Below are 20,943 nucleotides of genomic sequence, written 5' to 3'. Positions count from 1 at the left end.
ACGCTCGCCGCATGGCCGACTCCTCAGCGTCCGCTGCACCGCAGCAGCCCGCACCCGCCGCGGACCGCCCCGTGTACGTCATCGGCGCGGGTCCCGGCGGCCTCGCCGTCGCCCACGCGCTGCGCGCCCGCGGTCTGCGGGCCGTAGTCCTGGAGCGGGCCGACCACGTCGGCTCCTCCTGGCGGCGCCACTACGACCGGCTGCGGCTGCACACCACCCGCCGGCTGTCGGCACTGCCCGGCCTGCCGATGCCGCGCCGCTTCGGGCGGTGGGTGGCCCGGGACGACGTGGTGCGGTACCTGGAAAAGTACGCCGAGCACCACCAGTTGGAGGTCGTCACCGGCGTCGAGGTCTTCCGGGTCGAGCGCGCGCCCGACGACGCCGGCTGGCTGCTGCACGCCTCCGGGGGCCGGGAACTGACCGGCGCCGCGGTGGTGGTCGCCACCGGCTGCAACCACACCCCGCGCGTGCCGGACTGGCCCGGCCGGGACACGTACACGGGCGAGTTCCGGCACGCAGCGGAGTACCGCGACCCGGCGCCGTACGCCGGCCGGGACGTCCTGGTGGTCGGCGTCGGCAACACCGGCGCCGAGATAGCCGTGGACCTGGTGGAGGGCGGGGCGGCCCGGGTCCGGCTGGCGGTGCGCACCGCGCCGCACATCGTCCGCCGCTCGACCGCCGGGTGGCCCGCCCAGTACACCGGTGTCCTGTGCCGAAGGCTCCCGGTCGCCCTGGTCGACCGGCTGGCCCGCCCGGTGGCCCGGATCAGCGTCCCCGACCTGTCGGCCCAGGGGCTGCCGCGCCCCGAAACCGGTCTCTACAGCCGGGTGTCGCAGGGCGCCATCCCGGTCCAGGACGTCGGCCTGATCGACGCGGTGCGCACCGGCCGGGTGGAGGTCGTCGCCGCCATGGACGGCTTCGAGGACGGCAAGGTCCTCCTGTCCGACGGCACCCGCATCGCCCCGGACGCGGTGATCGCGGCCACGGGGTACCGGCGGGGCCTGGAGGGGCTTCTCGGACACCTCGGCGTCCTCGACGACACCGGCAGACCTCTCGCGCACGGCGGCCACACCCCGGCCACCGCCCCCGGCCTGTACTTCACCGGTTACACCAACCCCATCAGCGGCATGCTCCGCGAGCTGGCGATCGACGCCGAGCGGATCGCCGGGGCGGTCGTGAAAAGGGAGAAGAGAGAGAAGAGGGGGGCGGGAGGGGTGTCGCGGCTGCCGGGCTGAGCGACCTCAGCGTCGGGTCAGGATGCGCAGTTCCCCGGAGCCCGGGTCGCCGAACCGCACGAACAGCTCGGGTTCCTCCTCGGTGCCGCCGATCGTCCAGTACGTCTCCTGGCCGCACCCGCCGTCGAGGCGTACGAGGATGCCGTCGCGGTGAGTGTCCCGCCACTGGGCGTCCTTTTCACGCGTCCACGTGCCGGTGCCGTCGCACAGGGTGAAGTCGACGTCCTCGTCGACGCCGCCGTGGGCCGGTACGCGGGTCAGCTCGGCCCGGCCGCCCGGGGCCAGCCGCAACACGCCGCCGTCCGCGCCCCGCCAGTCCCCGGCGAGTTGCCCGGCGGACAGTTCCGGGGGTTCGTAGTCGTCGGCCAGGGAGGCGGCCGGCACTCCGCACACCACGCAGAGGACGAGGCTCGCGCCCGCCGAACCGAGCCAGACACCGCAGCCTCCCCACGGTCGTCGGCGCAGGGAGTGGAGGACCAGCACCGGCAGGACGCCGACCCCGGCGAACCACGGGAGGGTGTCGCCGGCCTGCCACCCCCACAGCACGAGTCCCAGCACCGACCAGCCGGCGCCGATCAGTACGGACCCGGCCAGATGCCAGGCCCACTCGGGGCCAGGAGCGGTGCGGGGCCGCAGTCGGGCCAGGGCCGCGGCGGGTGCGATCTGCACGGCCGCGTGGAGGAGGCCGACGAACGGCAGGATCAGCGGCACGCAGCAGATGCCCAGATAGCCGCCGCCCCCGTAGTCGTAGCCGTAGCCGTAGTCGTCCCGGCCCGCCTGCGTGGTGAACCACCACGCCAGCCACACCAGCGGCGCCTGCCCCGCGCACAGGGCGATCGCCCGGTTCCAGTCGTCGTCCGGCCGGTTGGGCCGCCGACGCCCGCCGGGCTCCCCCGTTCTTCCCCGCCCCATGCGCGCAGCCTAGGACTTGCTCATGACAGGACGGACACCGGAGCCGGTCGCCGCCGGAGCACCAGCGCCATTAGGGCCGCCGCAGCGCACAGGGCGCCGGAGGCGATCCAGACCACGTCGTAGGAACCGAAGTGGTCGCGGGCGAGGCCGCCGAGGAAGGCGACGAGGGCGGCGCCCACCTGGTGGGAGGCGAGGACCCAGCCGAAGACGATGGCGCTGTCGTCGCCGTAGTGCTCGCGGCACAGGGCGAGGGTGGGCGGGACGGTGGCGACCCAGTCGAGGCCGTAGAAGACGATGAAGAAGATCATCGGGGGGTGGACGGTGGGCGCGAGGAGCATGGGGAGGAAGAGGAGGGAGATGCCGCGCAGGGCGTAGTAGACGGCGAGCAGGCGGCGCGGTTCGAAGCGGTCGGTGAACCAGCCGGAGGCGATCGTGCCGACCACGTCGAAGACGCCGATGACGGCGAGCAGCGAGGCGGCGGCCGTCAGCGGCATGCCGTGGTCGTGGGCGGCGGGCACGAAGTGGGTCTGGATCAGGCCGTTGGTGGAGGCGCCGCAGATCGCGAAGGTGCCGGCGAGGAGCCAGAACGGGCCGGTGCGGACGGCGGAGGACAGGACCGTGAGGGCGCGGCGGGCGGCGCCGGGTACGGGGGCGGGCTTGGGTACGAACTCCTCGGCGCCGTACGGCTTCTGGCCGACGTCGGCCGGGTGGTCGTGCAGCAGCAGCCAGACGAAGGGGACGACGGCGAGGGCGGCGAGCGCGACGGTGACGGCCGCCGGGCGCCAGTCGTACGTCTCGACGATCCAGGACAGCAGCGGCAGGAAGATCAGTTGCCCGGAGGCCGAGGCGGCGGTGAGGACGCCGGTGACCAGGCCGCGCCGCTCGGTGAACCAGCGGTTGGTGACGGTGGCGGCGAAGGCCAGGGCCATCGAACCGGAGCCGAGGCCGACCAGCAGGCCCCAGCAGAGGATGAGCTGCCAGGCGGATTCCATCCACACCGTGGCGCCGGAGCCGAGGGCGATCACCACCAGGGCGACGGCGACCACCCGCCGGATGCCGAAGCGGTCCATCAGGGCTGCGGCGAAGGGGGCGGTCAGGCCGTAGAGCGCAAGGTTGACGGAGACGGCGGCGCCGATCGTGCCGCGCGACCAGCCGAACTCCTGATGGAGCGGGTCGATGAGGATGCCGGGCAGGGAGCGGAAGGCGGCGGCCCCGATGATCGTCACGAAGGTGACGGCGGCGACCCACCAGGCACGGTGGATGCGCGGGCGGCGGCGCGGCCCGGCGGGCTTCGGCTTCGGCCGGTGTGCGGGTGCTGCTGCTGCGGCGTCGGTTGTCTGGGTCACGTCACCGAGTTTCCGCAGGAGAAGCCCGCCGATCGAGTGGCCCGAAAGACAGGGTTCGCTAGGATCGGGCCATGACGTCCGAACACCCGCCCCGCGCGGACCGTCCGCACCGTGTCGTCGTCCTGGCCCTCGACGGGCTGCTCCCCTTCGAGCTGGGCATCGCGCCGCGCATCTTCGGCCTCGCCCGCGACGAGCGAAAACGCCCGCTGTACGAGGTCGTCACCTGCTCGGTCCGGCCACCGGGGCCGGTCGACACCGACGCCGACTTCGCGATCATGGTCGAGAACGGCCCCGAGATGCTGGCCGGCGCCGACACGGTCGTTGTCCCCGCCTCCTACGAATTGGGCCCGGTCTACGAGAAGGGTGTACTGACGGAGGAGCTGGCCGCCGCGCTGGCCCTGATCCGGCCCGGCACCCGGCTCGTCGCGATCTGCACGGGCGGCTTCGTCCTGGCCGCCGCCGGGTACCTCGACGGCCGTCCGGCGACCACGCACTGGGCCTCGGCCGAGCACTTCCAGCGGCTGTTCCCGAAGGTGCGGGTCGACGCCGACGTGCTGTTCGTCGACGACGGCGACGTGCTCACCTCGGCCGGGGTGGCGGCCGGGATCGACCTGTGCGTGCACGTCGTGCGCCGGGACCACGGCACCGCCGTCGCCAACGAGGTGGCGCGCCGCACCGTCGTACCGCCCCATCGGGACGGCGGGCAGGCGCAGTACATCGAGCGGCCGGTGCCCGATCCGCAGCAGTCCTCGACGACCCGCGCCCGCGCGTGGGCGCTAGGCCGTCTCCACGAGCCGATCCAGCTTCGGGACATGGCCGCCCAGGAGTCGATGTCGGTACGCACCTTCACCCGCCGTTTCCGCGAGGAGGTCGGCGTCAGTCCGGGCCAGTGGCTCACCCGGCAGCGCGTCGAACGGGCCCGGCACCTGCTGGAGTCCACCGCCCTGTCCGTCGACCAGGTGGCCCAGGACGCGGGATTCGGCACGGCGCAGTCGATGCGGCAGCACCTTCAGGTGGCGCTCGGCGTCACACCGACGAGGTACCGGCGGACCTTCCGCGCGGAGTTGTCCACAGCCTGTGGATAGTGAGCCTTCGCGGGGACTGCCGAGAATTCCCGCCGAGAATTCCCACCGAGCACTCCTCCGGCCGACGGCGCGGCGCTGTCCGCCCCGAGCATGGCACCGCGCGCCGCCGGCCGACTCCGGCGCTCCCGCCCGGCTCCCGTCGCCCCCGAGGGAACCGCCGCCGAATCACGACCCACGCTCGTCGAGGGCCCCGTCACCGAGCCCTCGTCGTCCCCTCGCGGCGAATCGTTGCCTACAAGCGTGAGGAAGCGGTCACGATCCGTCAACCGGGAGCGGGCGTTTCGTCACTTGCGTCCCGTTTCGCGAAGACGCGCACGGAAGCACACCCCGGCGCACTCCCGCATCACCCCGGGAGAAGACGGCTGCCCGCACACCCGACGCGCCCCGCACCCACATCCACACCGGTGGCTACACGACTTCGTACGCGAACCCCTCGTACGCCACCGCGCCGCCACCGCCGCTCCCGCAGACCGGGGCGGTGTCCTCGCGTCCGGCGGTGCAGCGGTCCAGTTCGCACCAGATGCGCTTGCCGGTGCCCTCCCGGCTCCAGCCCCAGCGGTCGGCGAGGCCGTCCACGAGGGCGAGGCCCCGGCCGCCCGTCGCCTCGCCGTCCACACAACGGGGCACGGGGGCACGGTCGCTGGCGTCGTCCACCTCGAGGCGGACGGTGGCCTCCTTCGTCTCCTCGGTCACCGCGCCCGGCAGCACCAGCCGCAGCACGGCCGCACACCCGGTGTGCACCACGGCGTTGGTGACCAGCTCGGAGACGAGCAGGACCAGTGTCTCGGCGAGTGGCTCATCGGCCCGTATCCCCGACCCGGCGAGCCGTGAACGCGCCCACCGCCGGGCACGTCCCACTTCCGAGGGGTCTGGACGGACCTCCAGTTGCACTTGAAGCACCTGCACCGCTCACACCATCCGAACCGGCGGACACAAAGGCTCACGCCTCATGAGGGCCACGATCGTAGCCATTTCCAGCATGGCCAGAACAACGGCCGGGGCGGGGATCACGGAACGTGAATCCCTTGTGGGACAGCATGGTTGACGTACAGTCACGCCAACAAGCGCTTCGGGCATATTCCAGCGCGAAGGAGTACCCGTGCGGCATACTGTGCGACGCGCGTTCCGAGGAGTCGAACAGGCGGCGGCCGACGGCCCTTCCGCCCTGCGGGGCATGGCGCACACCGCCGGTTGCGGAGCCGCCCCAGGGGCAACTCCGGCACGGCTGGCGCTCGGGAGCACTCGCATCCCACACAAGGTACCGGAATGTGGCACCGACTCCGGGCCGTGACGGGTCACACGGCGGACACAACCCGGTATCAACGCTCTGTGATGCCGTTCCGCCACGATCCGCGACATCCGCGCTGTTGGTTACTCGGGTGGTAACTCGGGGGGTTACTCGGGCACGGTGAAGTAGCGGGCGAAGGCCGGGACGATCTCCGCCTCCCCGACCTTGCCGTCGCCGTCCGTGTCGAGCGCGGCGGCGACGGACCGGGCGAGGTCCTCGGGCACGCCGAACGCGGTGAGCGCGCGTGCGGTGTCCGCGACGGTGGCCGCCCCGTCACCGTCGGTGTCGGCGACGCCCAGGGCGGCGTGCAGGAAGGGGCGGGCGATCTCGGCGAACCGGTCCGGCTTGTCCCGCAGCCGCTTGACCGCTCCGGTGACGAACTCCTCGCGGGTGATGCGCTGGTCGCCGTCCCGGTCGGCGATGCCCGCCAGGCCCTGCCAGAGCGCCTCCGCGCCGCCGTACAGGGCCTGCCCCTTGTCGGAGCGGGCGGCGAGGCCGAACTCGGCGAGCAGGGCCTTGGCGGCCCTGCTGAAGTCGGAACGGTCGATGTGGCCGTTGCCGTCCTGGTCGAAGGTGGTGAACCGCGCGGCGATCCTGCGCTCGTACTCGCTGTTGACCATGGTTCTCTCCGGCCGCCTCACGTCGGTGTCGGGTGCGTCTCGCCCGGAGCGTACGTCGCCGGACGCCGCCGCGGGCGGGACTTGCCGCGACTTGCCGCCTCCGACGCGGACGGGGGCCGGGGCCGGGCTCTACGCGGACAGGGGCCGTGGCTCGTCGCCGGTCGCCGAGGCGAGGTCGGGATGGCAGTCGAAGAGCCGGCGCACTCCCAGCGCGCCGAGGACACGGTTGACGTGGGAGCCGTCGACGGCGCCCTGGGCGGGCAGTATCAGGCGCAGCCTGCCCTGGCAGGAGCGGATGAGCCGCCGGGAGGCGATGAGCACGCCGACCCCGCTGGAATCGCAGAACAGGACGTCGGAGAGGTCCAGGACGAGGCTGTGGCGTCCCTCGGCGACCTCGTCGTGCACGCGCTGCCGCAGCACCGGTGACGTCACCATGTCCAGTTCGCCCGACACCTGGAGCACGGCCCACCGGCCCTGCTCGCCGCCGGTCACATTGAACGTCACCACCATGCCCTTCATTCGCCGGAAAGTCTGGAAGCTGATGCAATCTTCTGAAACTGCTGGATTCGTCCAAAAACGGAAGCCATGCTTACGCTTCCTGGCCGCGCGCCTGCCCACCGGCCGTGCCCGCAAACTCCGGGCCGAAAACGGGGTTCGGTCGGAAGAGGCTTGTTTCAGACGGTTTCGATCCTGTTCGATCGAATTTGGTCGCACGATAGAGGGTAGTGGAGGCGCATACCACCTCCGACCGGCCGGGGGCGCGCATTGAAACAAAGGGGCGTGCGCTGTCGGACGTGCCGACTACATTCGGGGAGAGAAGGGCCGCAGGCTGGACAGCGGGACAGTGCGACGAACAGGACGAACAGGGGGTGGAGGGACCGCATGGCGAAGAGGGACGTGCCGCTGCGCTGGGACCGCAAGATGCAGCAGCGGCTCGCACGCGGCGAGGCCGCCGCCCTGGGCGAGCTGTACGACCGGTTCGCCTCGCTCGTGCACGGCCTGGCGCACCGCGTGCTCGACGACGAGCGGGCCGCCGACCACATCACGCGCGACGTCTTCGCGCACGTCTGGGAGCATCCCGACTCCTACGACCCCCGGCAGGGCCCGCTGCGCACCTGGATCGCCACGCTCACCCACCGTTTCGCCGTCCAGCGGCTGCGGGCCACCGAGACGGCGGCCCTCGTCCGTGGCGGCACGGGCACCGCGGAGGAGCTGGAGACCAAGGTGCGCCACGCCTCGGTCGCCGCCCGTGCCGACTACATCGTGCAGTCCATGCCGGCCCCGCTGCGCGCCGCCCTCGAGCTGGCCTACTTCCAGCGCCGCGACTACCGCCAGACCGCCGCCGACCTCGGCGTCACGGAGGACGAGGCCCGCCGCCGCCTCCGCCTGGGCCTCCAGCTCCTGTCCACGGCCCGCGACGCCGACACCTCCCCGCACACCCCCGGGGTCCCGCCCGGATACGGCGGTGCGGCATGAAGGCGTACGACGAGAACGGCGAGCACGGCGAGAACGGCGAGCACGACAGGAACGGCGCGAACGGGGCAGACGGTGACGAGAGCCCCGGCACCGGTACCGGGGCGCGTATACCGATGCCGCGCGTGTCCGTCGAGGACGGCGGGCGGGCGTTGCCGGAGGTGGGGGCGGTCACGCTGGAGCATCAGGTGCTGACCTCGCTGCTCGGGGCGTGGGCGCTGGCCGCCTGCTCGGCGCAGGAGGCGGCGGCCGTCGAGGAGCACCTCGGGCAGTGCGACGCCTGCGCCGACGAGGCGCTGCGCCTGCGCGAGGCCGTCGGGCTGCTCCAGCGCCCGGAGAGCCTCGACCTGGACCCCGCCCTGCGCACCCGCGTCCTGGACAACTGCCTGGAGCGGCGCCCGCCCTGTATCCCGGTGCCCGAGTGGGCCACCCCGTACGACGCCGAGACCGCACGCCTCGACGCGCTGCTCCAGGACATCGGGGACGCCGAGTGGCACGCTCCGGTCCGGCTGCGCTGGTTCGAGGCCGACAGCGCCGCGAGCCGCCGTACCACCGTCGCCGGGGTCATCGCGCACCTGCTGACGGTCGACGGGACGGTCTCGGTCGCCCTGGGCCTCGCCGACCCGCTGGGCGACATCACCGCGCCCTCCCGCACGCCGGCCGTCCGGACGGAGGCGTACTGGCGGGCCTCGCACTACCCGCCGACCCGTGCGGTGCGGGCGCCCTGGCGCGAGCAGAGTCACGGCATCGTCAGGACGGTGTCGTTCACCGGCGACGCGGGCGGGCTGCCGGTCTCGTACGGCGACTTCGAGCTGCCGCTGCGCGACGCGATGCTGGACCGGGCGTTCGAGTGCTGGGTGCACGCGGAGGACATCGCCGAAGCGGTGGACTACCCGTACAGGCCGCCCTCCGCGCGCCATCTCAACAGCATGATCGACCTGGCGGCCCGGATGCTGCCGGGCGTCCTGGCGGCCCGCCGCCGGGCCGGTCTGGCCGCGCCGGGCGAGGGTCCGCACCTGGTCGCGGCGGGTGAGCCGGGGCGCAGCCTGCGGCTGGAGATCGAGGGCTCGGGCGGCGGCGAGTGGCTCATCCCGCTCGACTCCCCCGGCGCGGTGGGCTCCGCCGACTACGAGGTGGCCCATGTCGCCCTGGACGGCGTGGAGTTCTGCCGACTGGCGGCGGGACACGTGCCTCCGGCGGAGGCGGCGGCGGGGCAGGTCGGAGACCGGGAGGCGATCCGGGACGTGCTGTTCGCTGCGGCGAGCTTGAGCCGGATGTAGGGGGCGGTGGCTGTTTCGTCGGCGGGTGCGGGTGCGTCGTGGCTTGTCGCGCAGTTCCCCGCGCCCCTTCAGGGGCGCGGGGAACTGCGCGAGCAACCACCGAGCACCCGCACCCGCCGACGAGGCAGAAGCTCCCTCCCGCTAGGCGAACACCACCGTCCGGCGGCCGTTCAGCAGAATCCTCCGCTCCGCATGCCACTTCACGGCCCGCGCCAGCGCCTGGCACTCCACGTCCCGGCCGATCGCGACCAACTGGTCCGGCGTGACGTCGTGGCCGACCCGCTCGACCTCCTGCTCGATGATCGGCCCCTCGTCGAGGTCGGCCGTCACGTAGTGCGCGGTCGCGCCGATCAGCTTCACGCCCCGCGCATGCGCCTGGTGGTACGGCTTCGCGCCCTTGAAGCTCGGCAGGAAGGAGTGGTGGATGTTGATGATCCGGCCGCTGAGCCGCTTGCACAGGTCGTCCGAGAGGACCTGCATGTAGCGGGCCAGCACGACGAGTTCGACGTTCTCCTCGCGCACGATCTCCAGGAGCCGCGCCTCCGCCTCCGCCTTGGTGTCCCTCGTCACGGGGATGTGGTGGAAGGGGATGTTGTACGACCCCACCAGCTCCGCGAAGTCCGTGTGGTTGGACACCACGGCCGCGATCTCCACGGGCAGCGCGCCGATCCGGGCCCGGAAGAGCAGGTCGTTCAGGCAGTGCCCGAACTTGCTGACCAGGAGCACGATGCGGGTCTTCTCGTCGGCCCGGTTGACCTGCCAGTCCATGTGGAAGGCGTCACCGATCGCGGTGAAACTGGCGCGCAGCTTGTCCAACGTCACCGGCGAGTGGGCCGAGAAGTGGACCCGCATGAAGAACAGTCCCGTGTCGTGGTCGCCGAACTGCTGGCTGTCCTCGATGTTGCAGCCGGTCATGAAGAGGTAGCTCGAGACGGCGTGCACGATGCCCTGCTTGTCGGGGCAGGACAGGGTGAGGACGTACTGGTCGGCCGGGACGTCGGCCGGGGCACCGGCCGAGGGGACGGCGGCGGAGGACTGCTCGTTCATGCAGCACAGGGTCCCATATCCGGCCCCCCGCCCCGAGTGCCGTCCCGTCAGGCGGACCGGGAAAGGATCTGCAGGACCTCCAGCGTGCGCGGCTCCGCCTCCGGGTCCTCGTCGTCACTGGTGGCCAGCCGTACGTGCGCGTCGCGCGCCGCCCGCACCGCCTCCGGCCAGTCCGCGTGCTCCAGATACGCGGTCACCGGGGCGTCCGGCCCCACCTGGTGCATGATCCGCAGGACCCGCAGCACCGCGGTGTCGACGAGCGCCGCCTCCTGCGAGTCGCGGAAGACCGTGCCCACGTACTTCTCGGCGGACCAGTGATCCAGCCAGGTGTCCTCCACCAGGCGGTACACGGCGTCGGTGACGTCCCCGTAGCCGTCCACACCGGCCAGCCAGACGTCCCGCTGGAAGGCGGGGGCGGAGAGCATGTGCAGCGCGGAGCGCACCTGGCTGCGCCAGCGCCACCACGGCATGTCGTTGAGTGGCATGCCGCCCATGGTGGAGGAGCGACGGCCGCGACGGGAAGAGTTCTCCGAACCTTGCACGGTCATCGATCCTACGTTCCTCTCTCCCGCGCCCCGACGGCCCCCGCAATTCACCTCCGCGTCACCGCGTGTTGACCGCGGGTCACTCCCAGGTTGGCCGCGTGACGGAATCGTGCGGGTACATGACCGGCAGGCGACCCATCCGCAGCGCTCTCCCAGGCGGCCTCCGCGGCCGTTCCCGGGCCACTCGGGCCACCGGGGCCACCCGCACCGGCGTCCTGTCCGCGGGCGCGCTGGTGGCGTGCGCGTCGTTCGCCGCCGGCTGCGGGGTCGTCCCCGGTGCCACGGGGGGCTCCGGGGACGATCCGATCACCGTCATGACCTGGGCGCCGCAGGACACCGGCGCGACCAACAAACCCGGCATGCCCGCCCTCGCCCAGGCCTACGCCCGCTGGATCAACGCCAAGGGCGGCCTCGGCGGTCGCGAGCTCAACGTCCTGACCTGCAACGACCACAACGACAGCGTGGCCGCCGCGAAGTGCGCCCGCCGTGCCGTCAAGGAGGACGCGGTCGCCGTGGTCGGCTCCTACAGCCAGTACGCCGCCTCCTTCTTCCCCGTGCTGGAGGGCGCCGGCATCCCGTACATCGGCGGCTACGGCATCACCAACACGGAGTTCACCAGCCCGCTGTCCTACCCGGTCAACGGGGGCCAGCCCGCGCTCCTCGCGGGCCTCGGCAGCACGCTCGCGGAATCCTGCGGTCCGGTCACGCTGGTCCGCCCCGACACGATCGCGGGAGACCAGTTGCCGGTGCTGCTGGACTCGGGGCTGACCTCGGGCGGGCACGAGCGGGCCCACGACCAGCGGGCGGCGGAGGACGCCACCGAGTACGACGGCCAGTCCGAGCAGGCGCTGGCGCGGACGAGCGCCGACCCGGACAGGCCGGGGTGCGTGGTGCCCGTCCTCGGGGACCGCACCGGCACCTTCATGGACTCCTTCCGGCGGGCCCGCGAGGACCATCCCGGCGTACGGACCGCGACCGTGCTCGGCAGCGTCGACCAGACGACGATCAACGCGAGCGGCGGGGCGTCCGGCCCCTACGAGGGGGCGTACGTCACCGGCTGGTACCCGTCGGCCGACGACCCGGCCTGGGCCGGGATGAAGCAGTTGATCAAGGAGCAGGCGTTCGGCGACAACAACGTCGACGCGGCGGACGCCGGGGTGCAGACGACCTGGATCGCGTACACCGTCCTCAAGGCGGTCGTCGAGTCGCTCGGCGACGGCGAGGTGAGCGCCGGCACCGTCAGGCGGGCCCTCGACGACGGGCTGAAGATCGGCACGGGCGGGCTCACGCCGACCCTTCAGTGGACGTTCGCCGACAAGCTGGCCTCGGTGGGCTTCCCGCGCCTGGTCAACGCCGACGTCACCCTCCAGGTCGTCCGGCAGGGCCGCCTGGTCTCGGCCCGCGAAGGCGCCGTGGACACCACCCGCACCCTGCAGAACGCGGACGTCGCCTGAGCGGACCTCCTCCAACGGACCACCCGCCCGGGGCGGTCACAACTGGGTCGGCTGCCGTTCGGTCAGGCCGTACTGCTTGGCGATGACGTTCCAGTATTTCGCGGCCTTGGCCTTCTCCTTGCTGGCCGTGCCGCTCGCCCGGTTACCGGCCTGCGTCTGGCCGGTGGTGCGGGCCTTGCCCTTCTTGCAGCCCTTCTTGCCGGCCGCCTGGTCGGCCCAGGCCGCGTAGTGGTTGTCGGCCGACGCCGAGGCCTGCCACGCCTTGGTGAGGGCGGTGGTCAGCTCGGTGTGCTGGGGCAGCTTGTCCACGGACAGCTTGGAGAGGCTGTCGACCAGCCCGCTGCGCTGCTTGGCGGCCTCGCGCAGGTCCTTGGCCGCCTGGGGCAGCTTGTCGCAGGTCTTCACGTGGCCGACGGCGTTGATCACCGTGGTCCGGCCGGTGCCGCTCTCGGCGAGCAGCTTGTCCAGCTCGACGGCCTGCTGCCGGACCGGATCGACGGACGCCGAGGCCGAGGCGGAGGCGGACTCGGAGGCGGGGGCCGTGGCGGACACCGTCTGGTTGTCGCCCTTGTCCTCGTCGTCTCCCCCGCCGGCCATCATCGCGCCGGCGCCGACCCCGACGACGGCGATGCCCACGCCCACGGCCGCGATGAGCGGCAGGCGCGAGCCGGTACCACCGCCGCGGCCGCCCCGGCCACCGCCGTCGTTCCCGCGCCGTCTGCCGCCACCGCCACCGCCACCGCCACCGCCACCGTCGCCCGGGCCCTGCGGGGCGTACATGGGCTGGTCGGCGGGGTACTGCGGCTGTGACGCGTCGAAGCGGGGCATCTGCTGGGTGGCCGAGGCCGGACTGTCGGCGCCGGGCGCGCCGCGGAAGAGGTTGTCGAACTCGGCGGGCGGCTGACGCCCCTCGTCACCACCGGGAGCGGCACCGTACGGGGCGCCGACGGGGCCGGGGCCGCCGGGCACGGGCGCGATGAACTGCGTGGCCTCGGCGTCGGGGTTGTGCACGGGTGCGGGTGCGGCGGGGGCGGGCTGGTGCCCGGCCGCGGGCTGCGCGGGGTACCGCGGCGCCTGGCCGAGGAACTGCGTCGACTCGGCGGGCGGCTGCGCGGGGCTCTCCGGCGGCAGCGCCCCGGGGCCCACGGGCGGTATGTACTGGGTCGCGCCCTCGTCCGCGGGCACCCCGACCGGCGGCAGGAACTGGGTGGCGCCCTCGTCGGCCGGCGGCAGCGGCGCGGCCGCCCGGCCCTGCTGCTGGAACTGCTGTGGCTGCTGGTGCGGCTGCTGTGGCTGTGGCTGTGGCTGTGGCTGTGGCTGTTGTGGCTGCTGCCCGTACGGCGGCTGGGCGCCATAGGACCCGCCGCCGTAGGACTGGTCGCCGTAGGACTGGTCGCCGTGGGACTGGTTGCCGTAGGACCCGCCGCCGTAGGACTGGCCGCCGGCGGGTGCACCGTACGACGGGGCCTGCGCGCCCTCGGGCGGCAGCGGGCCGGGGCCGGCCTGGGGCGGCAGGGCGGCGGGGCCCGGCGCCGGGTCACCCTGCGCGGGCGGCCAGGCGTGCGACGCGGGCGGCGGGGTGGACGGCTGGGCGGTCTCCGGAGCCCCCCACGGCTGGGCGTCGGGCGGGGCGGGCCAGCCCTGGCCGGGGGTCGGGCTCTGCTGCTGCTCGGGGCCCCAGGGCCGGTCCCAGGCCTGGCCGCCTGGCGGTGCCGAGGCGGGCACGGGGCCACCGGTCTGGGGGCCGACGGGAGTGCCGGCCAGGCCGGGCAGCAAAGGCTCGCCACCGTCCGAGGGCAGCACGATGCCTTCGTGCGCTTGCCGCGCCGAGGGCTCCTCGCCCTGTCCACTCTGCGTCACCGGGACTCCTACGAATGGGGGACCTTCGGAATCGTCGGCTCACGCTACCGGGTCCCCCGAGCCCACTGCCACGCCGCATGGGGCGTCAGCTCTTTCCCTGTGACGGCAGTAACAAAACCGGGCCGCGGCACGCTGTTGATGTTCCTTTCCGCTCACCACACCGAAACTTCACGCGTGTTCACGCATCCGCGACCCGTCCGTTCACGCGGCGGCCTGCAGATCGAGCCGGGCGCCGAACTCTCTGACCACGGCTTCTTCCCGGTACGGCTCGAGCCGGGCCTGGAAGTCGTCGAGGTATTCGGCGCCCCGGTTCGAGCGCAGCGTCTCCAGGAGTTCCACGGCCTTCGTCGCCGTGTTGCAGGCCTGTTCGATCTCGCGCTGCTGCACCTGGGCCGTGGCCAAGAGCACATGTCCGATGGCCCGTCGGCGCGCCCTCGACCCGGGATGGCCGTCCAGGGACTGCCGCGCGTACCGCGCCGCCGCGTCGGCCTGGCCGAGGTCCCGGTGGCAGTGCGCCAACTCGTCGGCGAGATAGGCCTCGTCGAAGTGGGCGATCCACACCGGGTCGTCCCCGGCGGCCGGATCGGCCGCCTCCATCGCGCCGACCGCCCGTCCGGCCGCCTCGTGCGCCGCCCGTACGTCGCCGAGGAGCGCGTGGCCGCGGGCCTCGGCCGCGTGGAACATCGCCTCCGCGCGCGGCGTCACCCGCCCGCGTGCGCCCTCCTGCGCCGCCCGCGCCAACTGGGCGATCTCGCGCGGGTTTCCGAGCTGCGCGGCCAGGTGGCTCATGGACGCGGCGAGGACGTAGCCGCCGTAGCCGCGGTCACCGGCGGCCTGCGCGAGGCGCAGGGACTGGATGTAGTACCGCTGGGCGAGGCCCGGTTGGCCGGTGTCCACCGCCATGTATCCGGCCAGTTCGGTCAGCCGGGCGACCGTGGCGAACAACTCCCGTCCGACCGCCTCCCGGTAGGAGCCGGCCAGCAGTCCGGAGACGACGCTGTTCAGATAGTGCACGAGGACCGGGCGCACGTGCCCGCTGCCGTACTGGTGGTCCAGGTCCACCAGTGCCTGTGTCATCGCCTTCACGGCCGCCACGTCGGACTGGCCCACCCGCGACCCCGCCGAGCGCGACACCTGTGGGTCGGGGGCGGAAATCAGCCAGTCCCGGCTCGGCTCGACGAGCGCGGAGGCGGCGACCGAGGAACCGGACAGGAAGTCCCGGCGCCCCACGTCGCTGCGCCACAACTCGCAGACCTGCTCGATGGCCCCCAGTACCGTCGGCGAGAACTGGAGGCCGACGCCCGACGCGAGGTTCTTGCCGTTGGCCATGCCGATCTCGTCGATCGTGACCGTGCGGCCGAGCTTGCGTCCGAGCGCCTCGGCGATGATCGCCGGTGCCCGGCCCCGCGGTTGCTGACCGCGCAGCCAGCGGGCCACGGAGGTCTTGTCGTACCGCAGGTCGAGACCGTGCTCGACCCCGCACACGTTGACCCGGCGGGCGAGGCCCGCGTTCGAGCAGCCCGCTTCCTGAATGAGCGCCTGCAGTCGTTCGTTCGGCTGCCGCGCGACGAGAGGCCTTGCGGCCATGGCGTAACCCCCATGCGGTCTCATGCGGTCTCGATGCTGTCCCGGCGGAAGAGAAGATCCGGCCGTGAAGATCAATGCCCCGTCGATGTGCCGACAATGCGAGACTTGCGAAGCTTGCGAGGATTGCCGGGGCGACGGCAGGCGCGGCAGGCGTCGGTGGGTGGTTCAGCCCGTCGGCCCGTCAGCCCGTCGGCCCGTCGGCCCCAGACGTGGCTACCCAGCTCCCGCGGTGAATCCTCCTGCGCGCCCCCACGTATGCACCCATGCGCCCCGAATGCGGTGTCGATGCACCTCCCCCGCGCACACAACCCCCGTAACCCCCGGTGAGCCCGGGAGTTGAGTTCCTCGTGGAAGAGACCATCCCGGGCACCGAAGCCGCTCAGATCCCGCAGCAGCGCGGCACATCGCTGCTGGAGACCGCCGTACGCTACGCAGAGGAGCGTCACTGGGACGTGTTTCCCGGCACCTGGCTGGTAGCCGCCGACGGGGTGCAGCACTGCTCCTGCGCGGACCCGGAGTGCGCCGACCCGGGCGCGCACCCGGCGCGCGAGGACTGGGCGACGCAGGCGACGGGCAGCGCGACCGTCGCCCGGCGGATGTGGCAGAAGCAGCCGACGGCGTCGATCCTGCTGCCCACGGGGCGGACGTTCGACGCGATCGACGTGCCCGAGACCGCGGGGTTCCTGGCGCTGGCCCGGATGCAGCGGATGGAGCTGACGCTGGGTCCTGTGACGCTGACACCGGACCGGCGGATGCGGTTCTTCGTTCTTCCCGGGGCCACGGTGAAGGTGCCCGATCTGGTGCGGCGGTTGGGGTGGTCGCCGTCGGTCCTTGACCTCGCCGCGCTGGGGGAGGGCGCGTATGTGGCCGCGCCGCCCACGCGGTACGGGACTCGGGGGGCCGTGCAGTGGGCCTGCCGGCCGACCGCGGTGAATCGGTGGCTGCCGGACGTGGAGGAGTTGATCTCGCCGTTGACGTACGCGTGCGGCAGGGATCGTTAAGGGCGCCTGTTCGTCTGCCGGGTTGCTGTGTTCCGGCGGCTGCCGACCGTATGCGGTTGATCGCGTCCACGCGGCGGAGCCGCATATCGACGCAGCCCCGCGCCCCTTTCGGGGCGCTCCTCCCCCGTAGGGTGCGAAGTCGACGGAGGGAGAGACGTGGTGAGTATCAGCGCTGTGCGTGTGCAGGGGCTCTGGAAGCGGTTCGGGCAGCAGGTTGCCGTGGGCGGGATCGATCTGGAGTTGCCCGCGGGCAAGTTCATCGGGCTCGTCGGGCCGAACGGGGCCGGGAAGACCACCACGCTCTCCATGGTGACCGGGCTGCTGCGGCCCGATCAGGGGTCGGTGGAGGTCGTCGGGCACGACGTGTGGCGTGATCCGGTCGAGGTGAAGGCCAGGATCGGGGTGCTGCCCGAGGGACTGCGGCTGTTCGAGCGGTTGTCGGGGCGGGAACTGCTCGGCTACACGGGCCGGTTGCGCGGGCTGCCCGGCGCCGAGGTCGACAAGCGGGCCTCGCAGCTTCTGGACGTGCTGGACCTGTCCGGCGCCCAGCACAAGCTGGTCGTCGACTACTCGACCGGCATGCGCAAGAAGATCGGGCTGGCGGCGGCGCTGCTGCACAACCCGGAAGTGCTGTTCCTGGACGAGCCGTTCGAGGGCGTCGACCCGGTCTCCGCGCAGACCATCCGGGGCGTCCTGGAGCGCTACACCGCCTCCGGTGCCACCGTCGTCTTCTCCTCCCACGTGATGGAGCTGGTGGAGTCGCTGTGCGACTGGGTGGCGGTGATGGCAGCCGGCCGCATCCGGGCCACCGGCACGCTCACCGAGGTGCGCGGCGAGGCGGCCTCGTTGCAGGAGGCGTTCCTCGAACTCGTCGGCGCCGGGGCCCGGGACGCCGGGTCCGACCTGGACTGGCTGGGCGGCGGGTCCCGATGAGCGCACAGTCCGCTCCCCTCACGCCGGGCACGCCTGTTTCATCCCCTTCGTCCCTCACGTCCGTCTTCGTGCGGCTGAAGCTGTCCCTGCTGCGCAACGGGCTGCGGCAGTCCGGCGGGCGGCGGGCCGCCTACATCGCCTCGGCCGTCGTCGTGCTGCTCTTCGCCGCGCTCCAACTGATCGGCCTGATCGCGCTGCGCGGGTACGCGCACGTGGACTCGCTGGTCGTGCTGCTCACGGCGGTGCTCGCCCTCGGCTGGGCGGTGATGCCGCTGTTCTTCCCCGGCGGCGACGAGACGCTCGACCCCACCCGGCTGGTGATGCTGCCGCTGCGGCCGGGCCCGCTGGTCCGGGCCCTGCTCACGTCCTCGCTGGTGGGCATCGGGCCGCTGTTCACGCTGTGCATGTTCGCCGGTTCCGTGGTCGCGGTCGCGCACGGCGGGGCGGCGTACGCCGTCGGTGTCGTGGGCGCCGCCCTCGCGCTGCTGGTGTGCGTGACCCTGGCGCGGGCCGTCGCCGCCGCCAACGTACGGCTGCTGACCAGCCGCAAGGGGCGCGATCTGGCGGTGCTGAGCGGACTGGTCATCGCGGTCGGCGCGCAGCTCGTCAACTTCGGCGCGCAGCGGCTGGGCTCGTCGGGGCTCGGGGAGCTCGATCCGGTGGCCGACGTGGTCCGCTGGATTCCGCCCGCCTCCGCGATCGGCGCGATGGACGCGGCGAGCGAGGGGTCGTACGGCGTGGCGCTGGTCCTGCTGGCGCTGACCGCGGCGGCGCTGGTGCTGCTGCTGTGGGTGTGGGCGCGTCATCTGACGCGGCTGATGACCACGCCCGACGGCTCCACGATCCAGAGTGACACCCGGCCGGTGCGTGAGCGCGGCTCGGCCGGGGCCGCCCGGTGGCTGCCGGCGGGCCGCACCGGCACCACCATGGAACGCACGCTGCGCTATGTGTGGCGCGACCCGAAGACCAAGGCGGCGTGGGTGACCTCGCTGGCCATCGGGCTGATCGTGCCGGTGTTCAACGCCTGGCAGGGCACCGGCTCGGTCTACTTCGCCTGCTTCGCCGCGGGGATGCTCGGCATCCAGATGTACAACCAGTTCGGGCAGGACACGTCCGCGTTCTGGATGGTCGCGATGACGATCTCGTCGACCCGGGACGCCTACGTCGAGCTGCGCGCCCGGGCGCTGGCACTGCTGCTGGTCACGCTGCCGTACGCCACCCTCGTCACCGTCCTGACCACCGCGATGCTCGACGACTGGCGGACCCTGCCCGAGGCGCTCGGCCTGTCCTTCGCGCTGCTCGGCGCGATGCTGGCGACCGGCGCGTGGACCTCGGCACGCTTCCCGTACTCCATCCCGCAGGACGGGTACAAGAACGTCGCCCCCGGTCAGGTCGGGCTGGCCTGGATCTCGATCTTCGGCGGCATGATCGGCGCGGCCCTGCTGTGCGCGCCGGTGATCGCGCTGACGATCTGGCTGAACGTGAGCGAGGGCGCCGACGATCTCGGCTGGCTGCTGCTGCCGGTCGGCGCGGTGTACGGCGCGGCGCTGACACTGGCCGGCCTGCGACTGGCGGCGCCCCGCACGGCGGGACGGCTGCCGGAGATCCTGTCGGCGGTCAGCAAGGGGTGACGCCCGGCCTCCCGGGGCGGACGGCACGGGCCGCGGGCGCGGGCGACACGGGGACGAGCGACACGGGCACGAGCGACACGGGGTCCCGGGCGCGGGCAGCGGGCGGCACGGGCCCCCGGGGCACGGGCGGGGCAGCGTAGGCGCGGGCGGCACAGCGCTCAGCAAGCAGTGCCGGGCAGCCTCCCAAGGCGTCAGGCGCGGGACCGGGCACGAGCGTCGCTCAGGCCGGACACGAGCGGCGCGGGACCGGGCACAGGCGGCGGTCGGCCGGGCGCGGTCGGCGGATCAGCCTGGCACAGCCGGCGGTCGGCCGGGCACAGGCGGCGGTCAGAGGTCTCTGAGGGTGTTCAGGAACGGCTCGATGGCCGCCCGCCAGGCCTCCGGCTGGTCGTAGTGGACGAGGTGACCGGCGTCGGCGACCTCCGCGTACTGGCCGCGGGGCAGGACGCGGACCATCTCCTGGGCCTCGGCACGGCCCAGCTCGCCGTCGAGGCCGCGGACGACCAGGGTGGGGCAGCGCACCTGCGCCAGCTCCTCCCAGTGGGCGTCGTAGACCCAGGTCTCGCGGGACCTGAGCATCTGCTCCGGTTCGAAGACGGGCCGCCAGCCGTCCGGGGACTCGGCCATCACCTCGGCGTAGAACTCGCCGCGGGCCGGGTTCGGCCGCTCCACCCACGGGTCGTCCTCGCCGAACCACTTGCGGACGTCGGCGAGCGTGGCGAAGGGGGCCGGCCAGGCGCGGAACCACTCGGTCCAGGTGTGCTGCGAGGCGCTGCCGAGGGCGGAGGCCCGCATGTCGCAGATGATCAGACCGCGGACCAGGTCGGGGCGTTTGGCGGCGAGCTGCCAGGCGGTCAGCGCGCCCATGGCGTGCCCGATCAGTACGGCGGGGCCGAGGCCGAGCTGTTCCAGGGCGGCCTCGACGTCCTCGACGTAGGCCTCCCGGGTGTAGGAGGCCCGCGGGGGCTTGTCGCTGCGACCGTGGCCGCGCTGGTCGAGGGCGACGGCCCGGTGGCGGGCGGAGAGCCAGCGGGCCGTGGGGGCCCAGTGCGAGGCGCGGCCCATCAGGCCGTGCAGTAACAGCACGCCCGGCGGGTCCCCGGCCCCGGTCGCGGGGGGTGTGCCCGCCGGGGGTGTGCCGTGCGTCCGGTCGGTCTTGGGAGGGTCGCCGAACTCCCAGGCCGCGAGGCGTACGCCGCCCGCGCCGGTCACGTCGATGCGCCGCGCCATAGGTCCTGGCACCCCCAAGCTCCGCTCGGACCCGCCCGCCCCTTGCGGGCCGGCCGGTCCTGTGAACCGTTTCCTGCCTGCCGTACCTGCCGTACTTGCGGTACCTGCCGTACTTGCCGTACTGGCTGTACTTGCCGTACTGGCTGTACTTGCCGTTCCCGCCGTCCCGCCATGGTGTCCACAGCCGTTCGACGTCCGCAGAGTATCGAATGCCTATTCGAAAATGCGGTCCCGGTGAGCAACACCCCTCATTCGAGTGACACCACTCAGGGATTGATCGCCGCCGCCCAGGGGAGATCTTCAACGGGAGGCGGACCGCTCGGGGAAAACGGTCCGAGGGGATTGACCTTGAGAGCTCGGGGCTCCAGGTCAGCACAGGGGAGGACAGGCCCCGGCGCCACACGGCGCCGGGGCCC

General features: G+C 72.9%; 18 protein-coding genes. 8 read left to right on the top strand and 10 right to left on the bottom strand.

All coding sequences use genetic code 11. The features are described 5' to 3' along the window. Positions 1-11: 11 nt before the first annotated feature. Complete coding sequence (locus tag KUM40_RS40440; RefSeq protein ID WP_217171383.1) at positions 12-1,235, top strand: NAD(P)/FAD-dependent oxidoreductase; 1,224 nt, start codon at positions 12-14, stop codon at positions 1,233-1,235. Between the two features lie 6 nt (positions 1,236-1,241). Here KUM40_RS40440 and KUM40_RS40435 read toward each other — a convergent pair whose 3' ends face one another. Both KUM40_RS40435 and KUM40_RS40430 read right to left on the bottom strand, forming a co-directional pair. After that, on the bottom strand, positions 1,242-2,147 hold the full coding sequence (locus tag KUM40_RS40435) for a hypothetical protein (RefSeq protein ID WP_217171382.1): 906 nt from the start codon (positions 2,145-2,147) through the stop codon (positions 1,242-1,244). 20 nt (positions 2,148-2,167) lie between these two features. After that, on the bottom strand, positions 2,168-3,493 hold the full coding sequence (locus KUM40_RS40430) for an MFS transporter (protein WP_217171381.1): 1,326 nt from the start codon (positions 3,491-3,493) through the stop codon (positions 2,168-2,170). Positions 3,494-3,564: 71 nt separating this feature from the next. Between KUM40_RS40430 and KUM40_RS40425 the strand changes: the two genes are divergently transcribed. Beyond that, positions 3,565-4,578 carry a GlxA family transcriptional regulator gene (locus KUM40_RS40425; RefSeq protein WP_217171380.1) on the top strand — a complete coding sequence of 338 codons (1,014 nt, stop codon included), beginning with the start codon at positions 3,565-3,567 and terminating at the stop codon, positions 4,576-4,578. A 408-nt stretch (positions 4,579-4,986) separates the two neighbouring features. On the opposite strand, the gene KUM40_RS40420 is transcribed toward KUM40_RS40425, so the two are convergent. The 3 genes from KUM40_RS40420 to KUM40_RS40410 all read right to left on the bottom strand — a co-directional run bounded on the left by KUM40_RS40420 (position 4,987) and on the right by KUM40_RS40410 (position 6,996). Then, on the bottom strand, positions 4,987-5,469 hold the full coding sequence (locus tag KUM40_RS40420; protein WP_217171441.1) for an ATP-binding protein: 483 nt from the start codon (positions 5,467-5,469) through the stop codon (positions 4,987-4,989). Positions 5,470-5,973: 504 nt separating this feature from the next. Continuing rightward, entirely contained in the window at positions 5,974-6,486 is a 513-nt protein-coding gene (gene calD, locus KUM40_RS40415; RefSeq protein WP_217171379.1) for a calcium binding protein CalD, read from the bottom strand. Positions 6,487-6,615: 129 nt separating this feature from the next. Continuing rightward, positions 6,616-6,996 (bottom strand): STAS domain-containing protein, encoded by a 381-nt coding sequence (locus tag KUM40_RS40410; protein WP_217171440.1) that lies wholly within the window; start codon positions 6,994-6,996, stop codon positions 6,616-6,618. A gap of 372 nt (positions 6,997-7,368) precedes the next feature. Here KUM40_RS40410 and KUM40_RS40405 point away from each other — a divergent pair, with 372 nt between their 5' ends. Together KUM40_RS40405 and KUM40_RS40400 are read left to right on the top strand one after the other, a co-directional pair. Then, a complete protein-coding gene (locus tag KUM40_RS40405) occupies positions 7,369-7,962 on the top strand; it encodes a sigma-70 family RNA polymerase sigma factor (RefSeq protein WP_217171378.1) in 594 nt (197 codons plus the stop codon). Beyond that, the gene (locus tag KUM40_RS40400; protein ID WP_217171377.1) at positions 7,959-9,239 is read left to right on the top strand and encodes a zf-HC2 domain-containing protein; all 1,281 of its coding nucleotides are present in this window, start codon (positions 7,959-7,961) and stop codon (positions 9,237-9,239) included. The genes KUM40_RS40405 and KUM40_RS40400 overlap by 4 nt, the downstream gene beginning before the upstream one ends. A 141-nt stretch (positions 9,240-9,380) precedes the next feature. On the opposite strand, the gene purU is transcribed toward KUM40_RS40400, so the two are convergent. Then, on the bottom strand, positions 9,381-10,286 hold the full coding sequence (purU, locus tag KUM40_RS40395; protein ID WP_217171376.1) for a formyltetrahydrofolate deformylase: 906 nt from the start codon (positions 10,284-10,286) through the stop codon (positions 9,381-9,383). A 47-nt stretch (positions 10,287-10,333) separates the two neighbouring features. Beyond that, the gene (locus tag KUM40_RS40390; protein WP_217171375.1) at positions 10,334-10,834 is read right to left on the bottom strand and encodes a hypothetical protein; all 501 of its coding nucleotides are present in this window, start codon (positions 10,832-10,834) and stop codon (positions 10,334-10,336) included. Positions 10,835-10,950: 116 nt separating this feature from the next. Between KUM40_RS40390 and KUM40_RS40385 the strand changes: the two genes are divergently transcribed. Beyond that, positions 10,951-12,285, top strand: a complete 1,335-nt coding sequence (locus tag KUM40_RS40385; protein ID WP_217171374.1) for an ABC transporter substrate-binding protein — start codon at positions 10,951-10,953, stop codon at positions 12,283-12,285. Between the two features lie 36 nt (positions 12,286-12,321). Here the strand turns inward: KUM40_RS40385 and KUM40_RS40380 are convergent, their stop codons facing one another. Beyond that, complete coding sequence (locus KUM40_RS40380) at positions 12,322-14,145, bottom strand: hypothetical protein (RefSeq protein WP_217171373.1); 1,824 nt, start codon at positions 14,143-14,145, stop codon at positions 12,322-12,324. A gap of 201 nt (positions 14,146-14,346) precedes the next feature. Continuing rightward, a complete protein-coding gene (locus tag KUM40_RS40375; RefSeq protein ID WP_217171372.1) occupies positions 14,347-15,732 on the bottom strand; it encodes a transcriptional regulator in 1,386 nt (461 codons plus the stop codon). A 347-nt stretch (positions 15,733-16,079) separates the two neighbouring features. On the opposite strand from KUM40_RS40375, the gene KUM40_RS40370 reads away from it, so the two are divergent. From KUM40_RS40370 to KUM40_RS40360, 3 genes are all read left to right on the top strand, one after another. After that, positions 16,080-16,733: a bifunctional DNA primase/polymerase gene (locus KUM40_RS40370; protein WP_217171371.1), complete on the top strand. Its 654-nt coding sequence runs from the start codon at positions 16,080-16,082 to the stop codon at positions 16,731-16,733. 156 nt (positions 16,734-16,889) lie between these two features. Further along, entirely contained in the window at positions 16,890-17,666 is a 777-nt protein-coding gene (locus KUM40_RS40365) for an ABC transporter ATP-binding protein (RefSeq protein ID WP_217171370.1), read from the top strand. After that, positions 17,663-19,297, top strand: coding sequence for a transporter (locus KUM40_RS40360; RefSeq protein ID WP_217171369.1), 1,635 nt, complete (start codon positions 17,663-17,665; stop codon positions 19,295-19,297). The genes KUM40_RS40365 and KUM40_RS40360 overlap by 4 nt, the downstream gene beginning before the upstream one ends. 327 nt (positions 19,298-19,624) lie before the next feature. On the opposite strand, the gene KUM40_RS40355 is transcribed toward KUM40_RS40360, so the two are convergent. Further along, complete coding sequence (locus tag KUM40_RS40355; RefSeq protein ID WP_217171368.1) at positions 19,625-20,527, bottom strand: alpha/beta fold hydrolase; 903 nt, start codon at positions 20,525-20,527, stop codon at positions 19,625-19,627. Between the last annotated feature and the right edge of the window lie 416 nt (positions 20,528-20,943).

It is taken from the genome of Streptomyces sp. AC512_CC834 (assembly GCF_019049325.1).
Lineage (GTDB): Bacteria > Actinomycetota > Actinomycetes > Streptomycetales > Streptomycetaceae > Streptomyces.
The sequence above is the reverse complement of the archived record's forward strand: the minus strand, read 5'-3'. Positions and strand labels throughout refer to the sequence as shown.

Coding starts and splice junctions, on each gene's coding strand:
- KUM40_RS40440 (WP_217171383.1), top strand. CDS start 12: ATGGCCGACTCCTCAGCGTCCGCTGCACCGCAGCAGCCCGCACCCGCC.
- KUM40_RS40435 (WP_217171382.1), bottom strand. CDS start 2,147: ATGGGGCGGGGAAGAACGGGGGAGCCCGGCGGGCGTCGGCGGCCCAAC.
- KUM40_RS40425 (WP_217171380.1), top strand. CDS start 3,565: ATGACGTCCGAACACCCGCCCCGCGCGGACCGTCCGCACCGTGTCGTC.
- calD (WP_217171379.1), bottom strand. CDS start 6,486: ATGGTCAACAGCGAGTACGAGCGCAGGATCGCCGCGCGGTTCACCACC.
- KUM40_RS40410 (WP_217171440.1), bottom strand. CDS start 6,996: ATGGTGGTGACGTTCAATGTGACCGGCGGCGAGCAGGGCCGGTGGGCC.
- KUM40_RS40405 (WP_217171378.1), top strand. CDS start 7,369: ATGGCGAAGAGGGACGTGCCGCTGCGCTGGGACCGCAAGATGCAGCAG.
- KUM40_RS40400 (WP_217171377.1), top strand. CDS start 7,959: ATGAAGGCGTACGACGAGAACGGCGAGCACGGCGAGAACGGCGAGCAC.
- purU (WP_217171376.1), bottom strand. CDS start 10,286: ATGAACGAGCAGTCCTCCGCCGCCGTCCCCTCGGCCGGTGCCCCGGCC.
- KUM40_RS40390 (WP_217171375.1), bottom strand. CDS start 10,834: ATGACCGTGCAAGGTTCGGAGAACTCTTCCCGTCGCGGCCGTCGCTCC.
- KUM40_RS40385 (WP_217171374.1), top strand. CDS start 10,951: ATGACCGGCAGGCGACCCATCCGCAGCGCTCTCCCAGGCGGCCTCCGC.
- KUM40_RS40375 (WP_217171372.1), bottom strand. CDS start 15,732: ATGGCCGCAAGGCCTCTCGTCGCGCGGCAGCCGAACGAACGACTGCAG.
- KUM40_RS40360 (WP_217171369.1), top strand. CDS start 17,663: ATGAGCGCACAGTCCGCTCCCCTCACGCCGGGCACGCCTGTTTCATCC.
- KUM40_RS40355 (WP_217171368.1), bottom strand. CDS start 20,527: ATGGCGCGGCGCATCGACGTGACCGGCGCGGGCGGCGTACGCCTCGCG.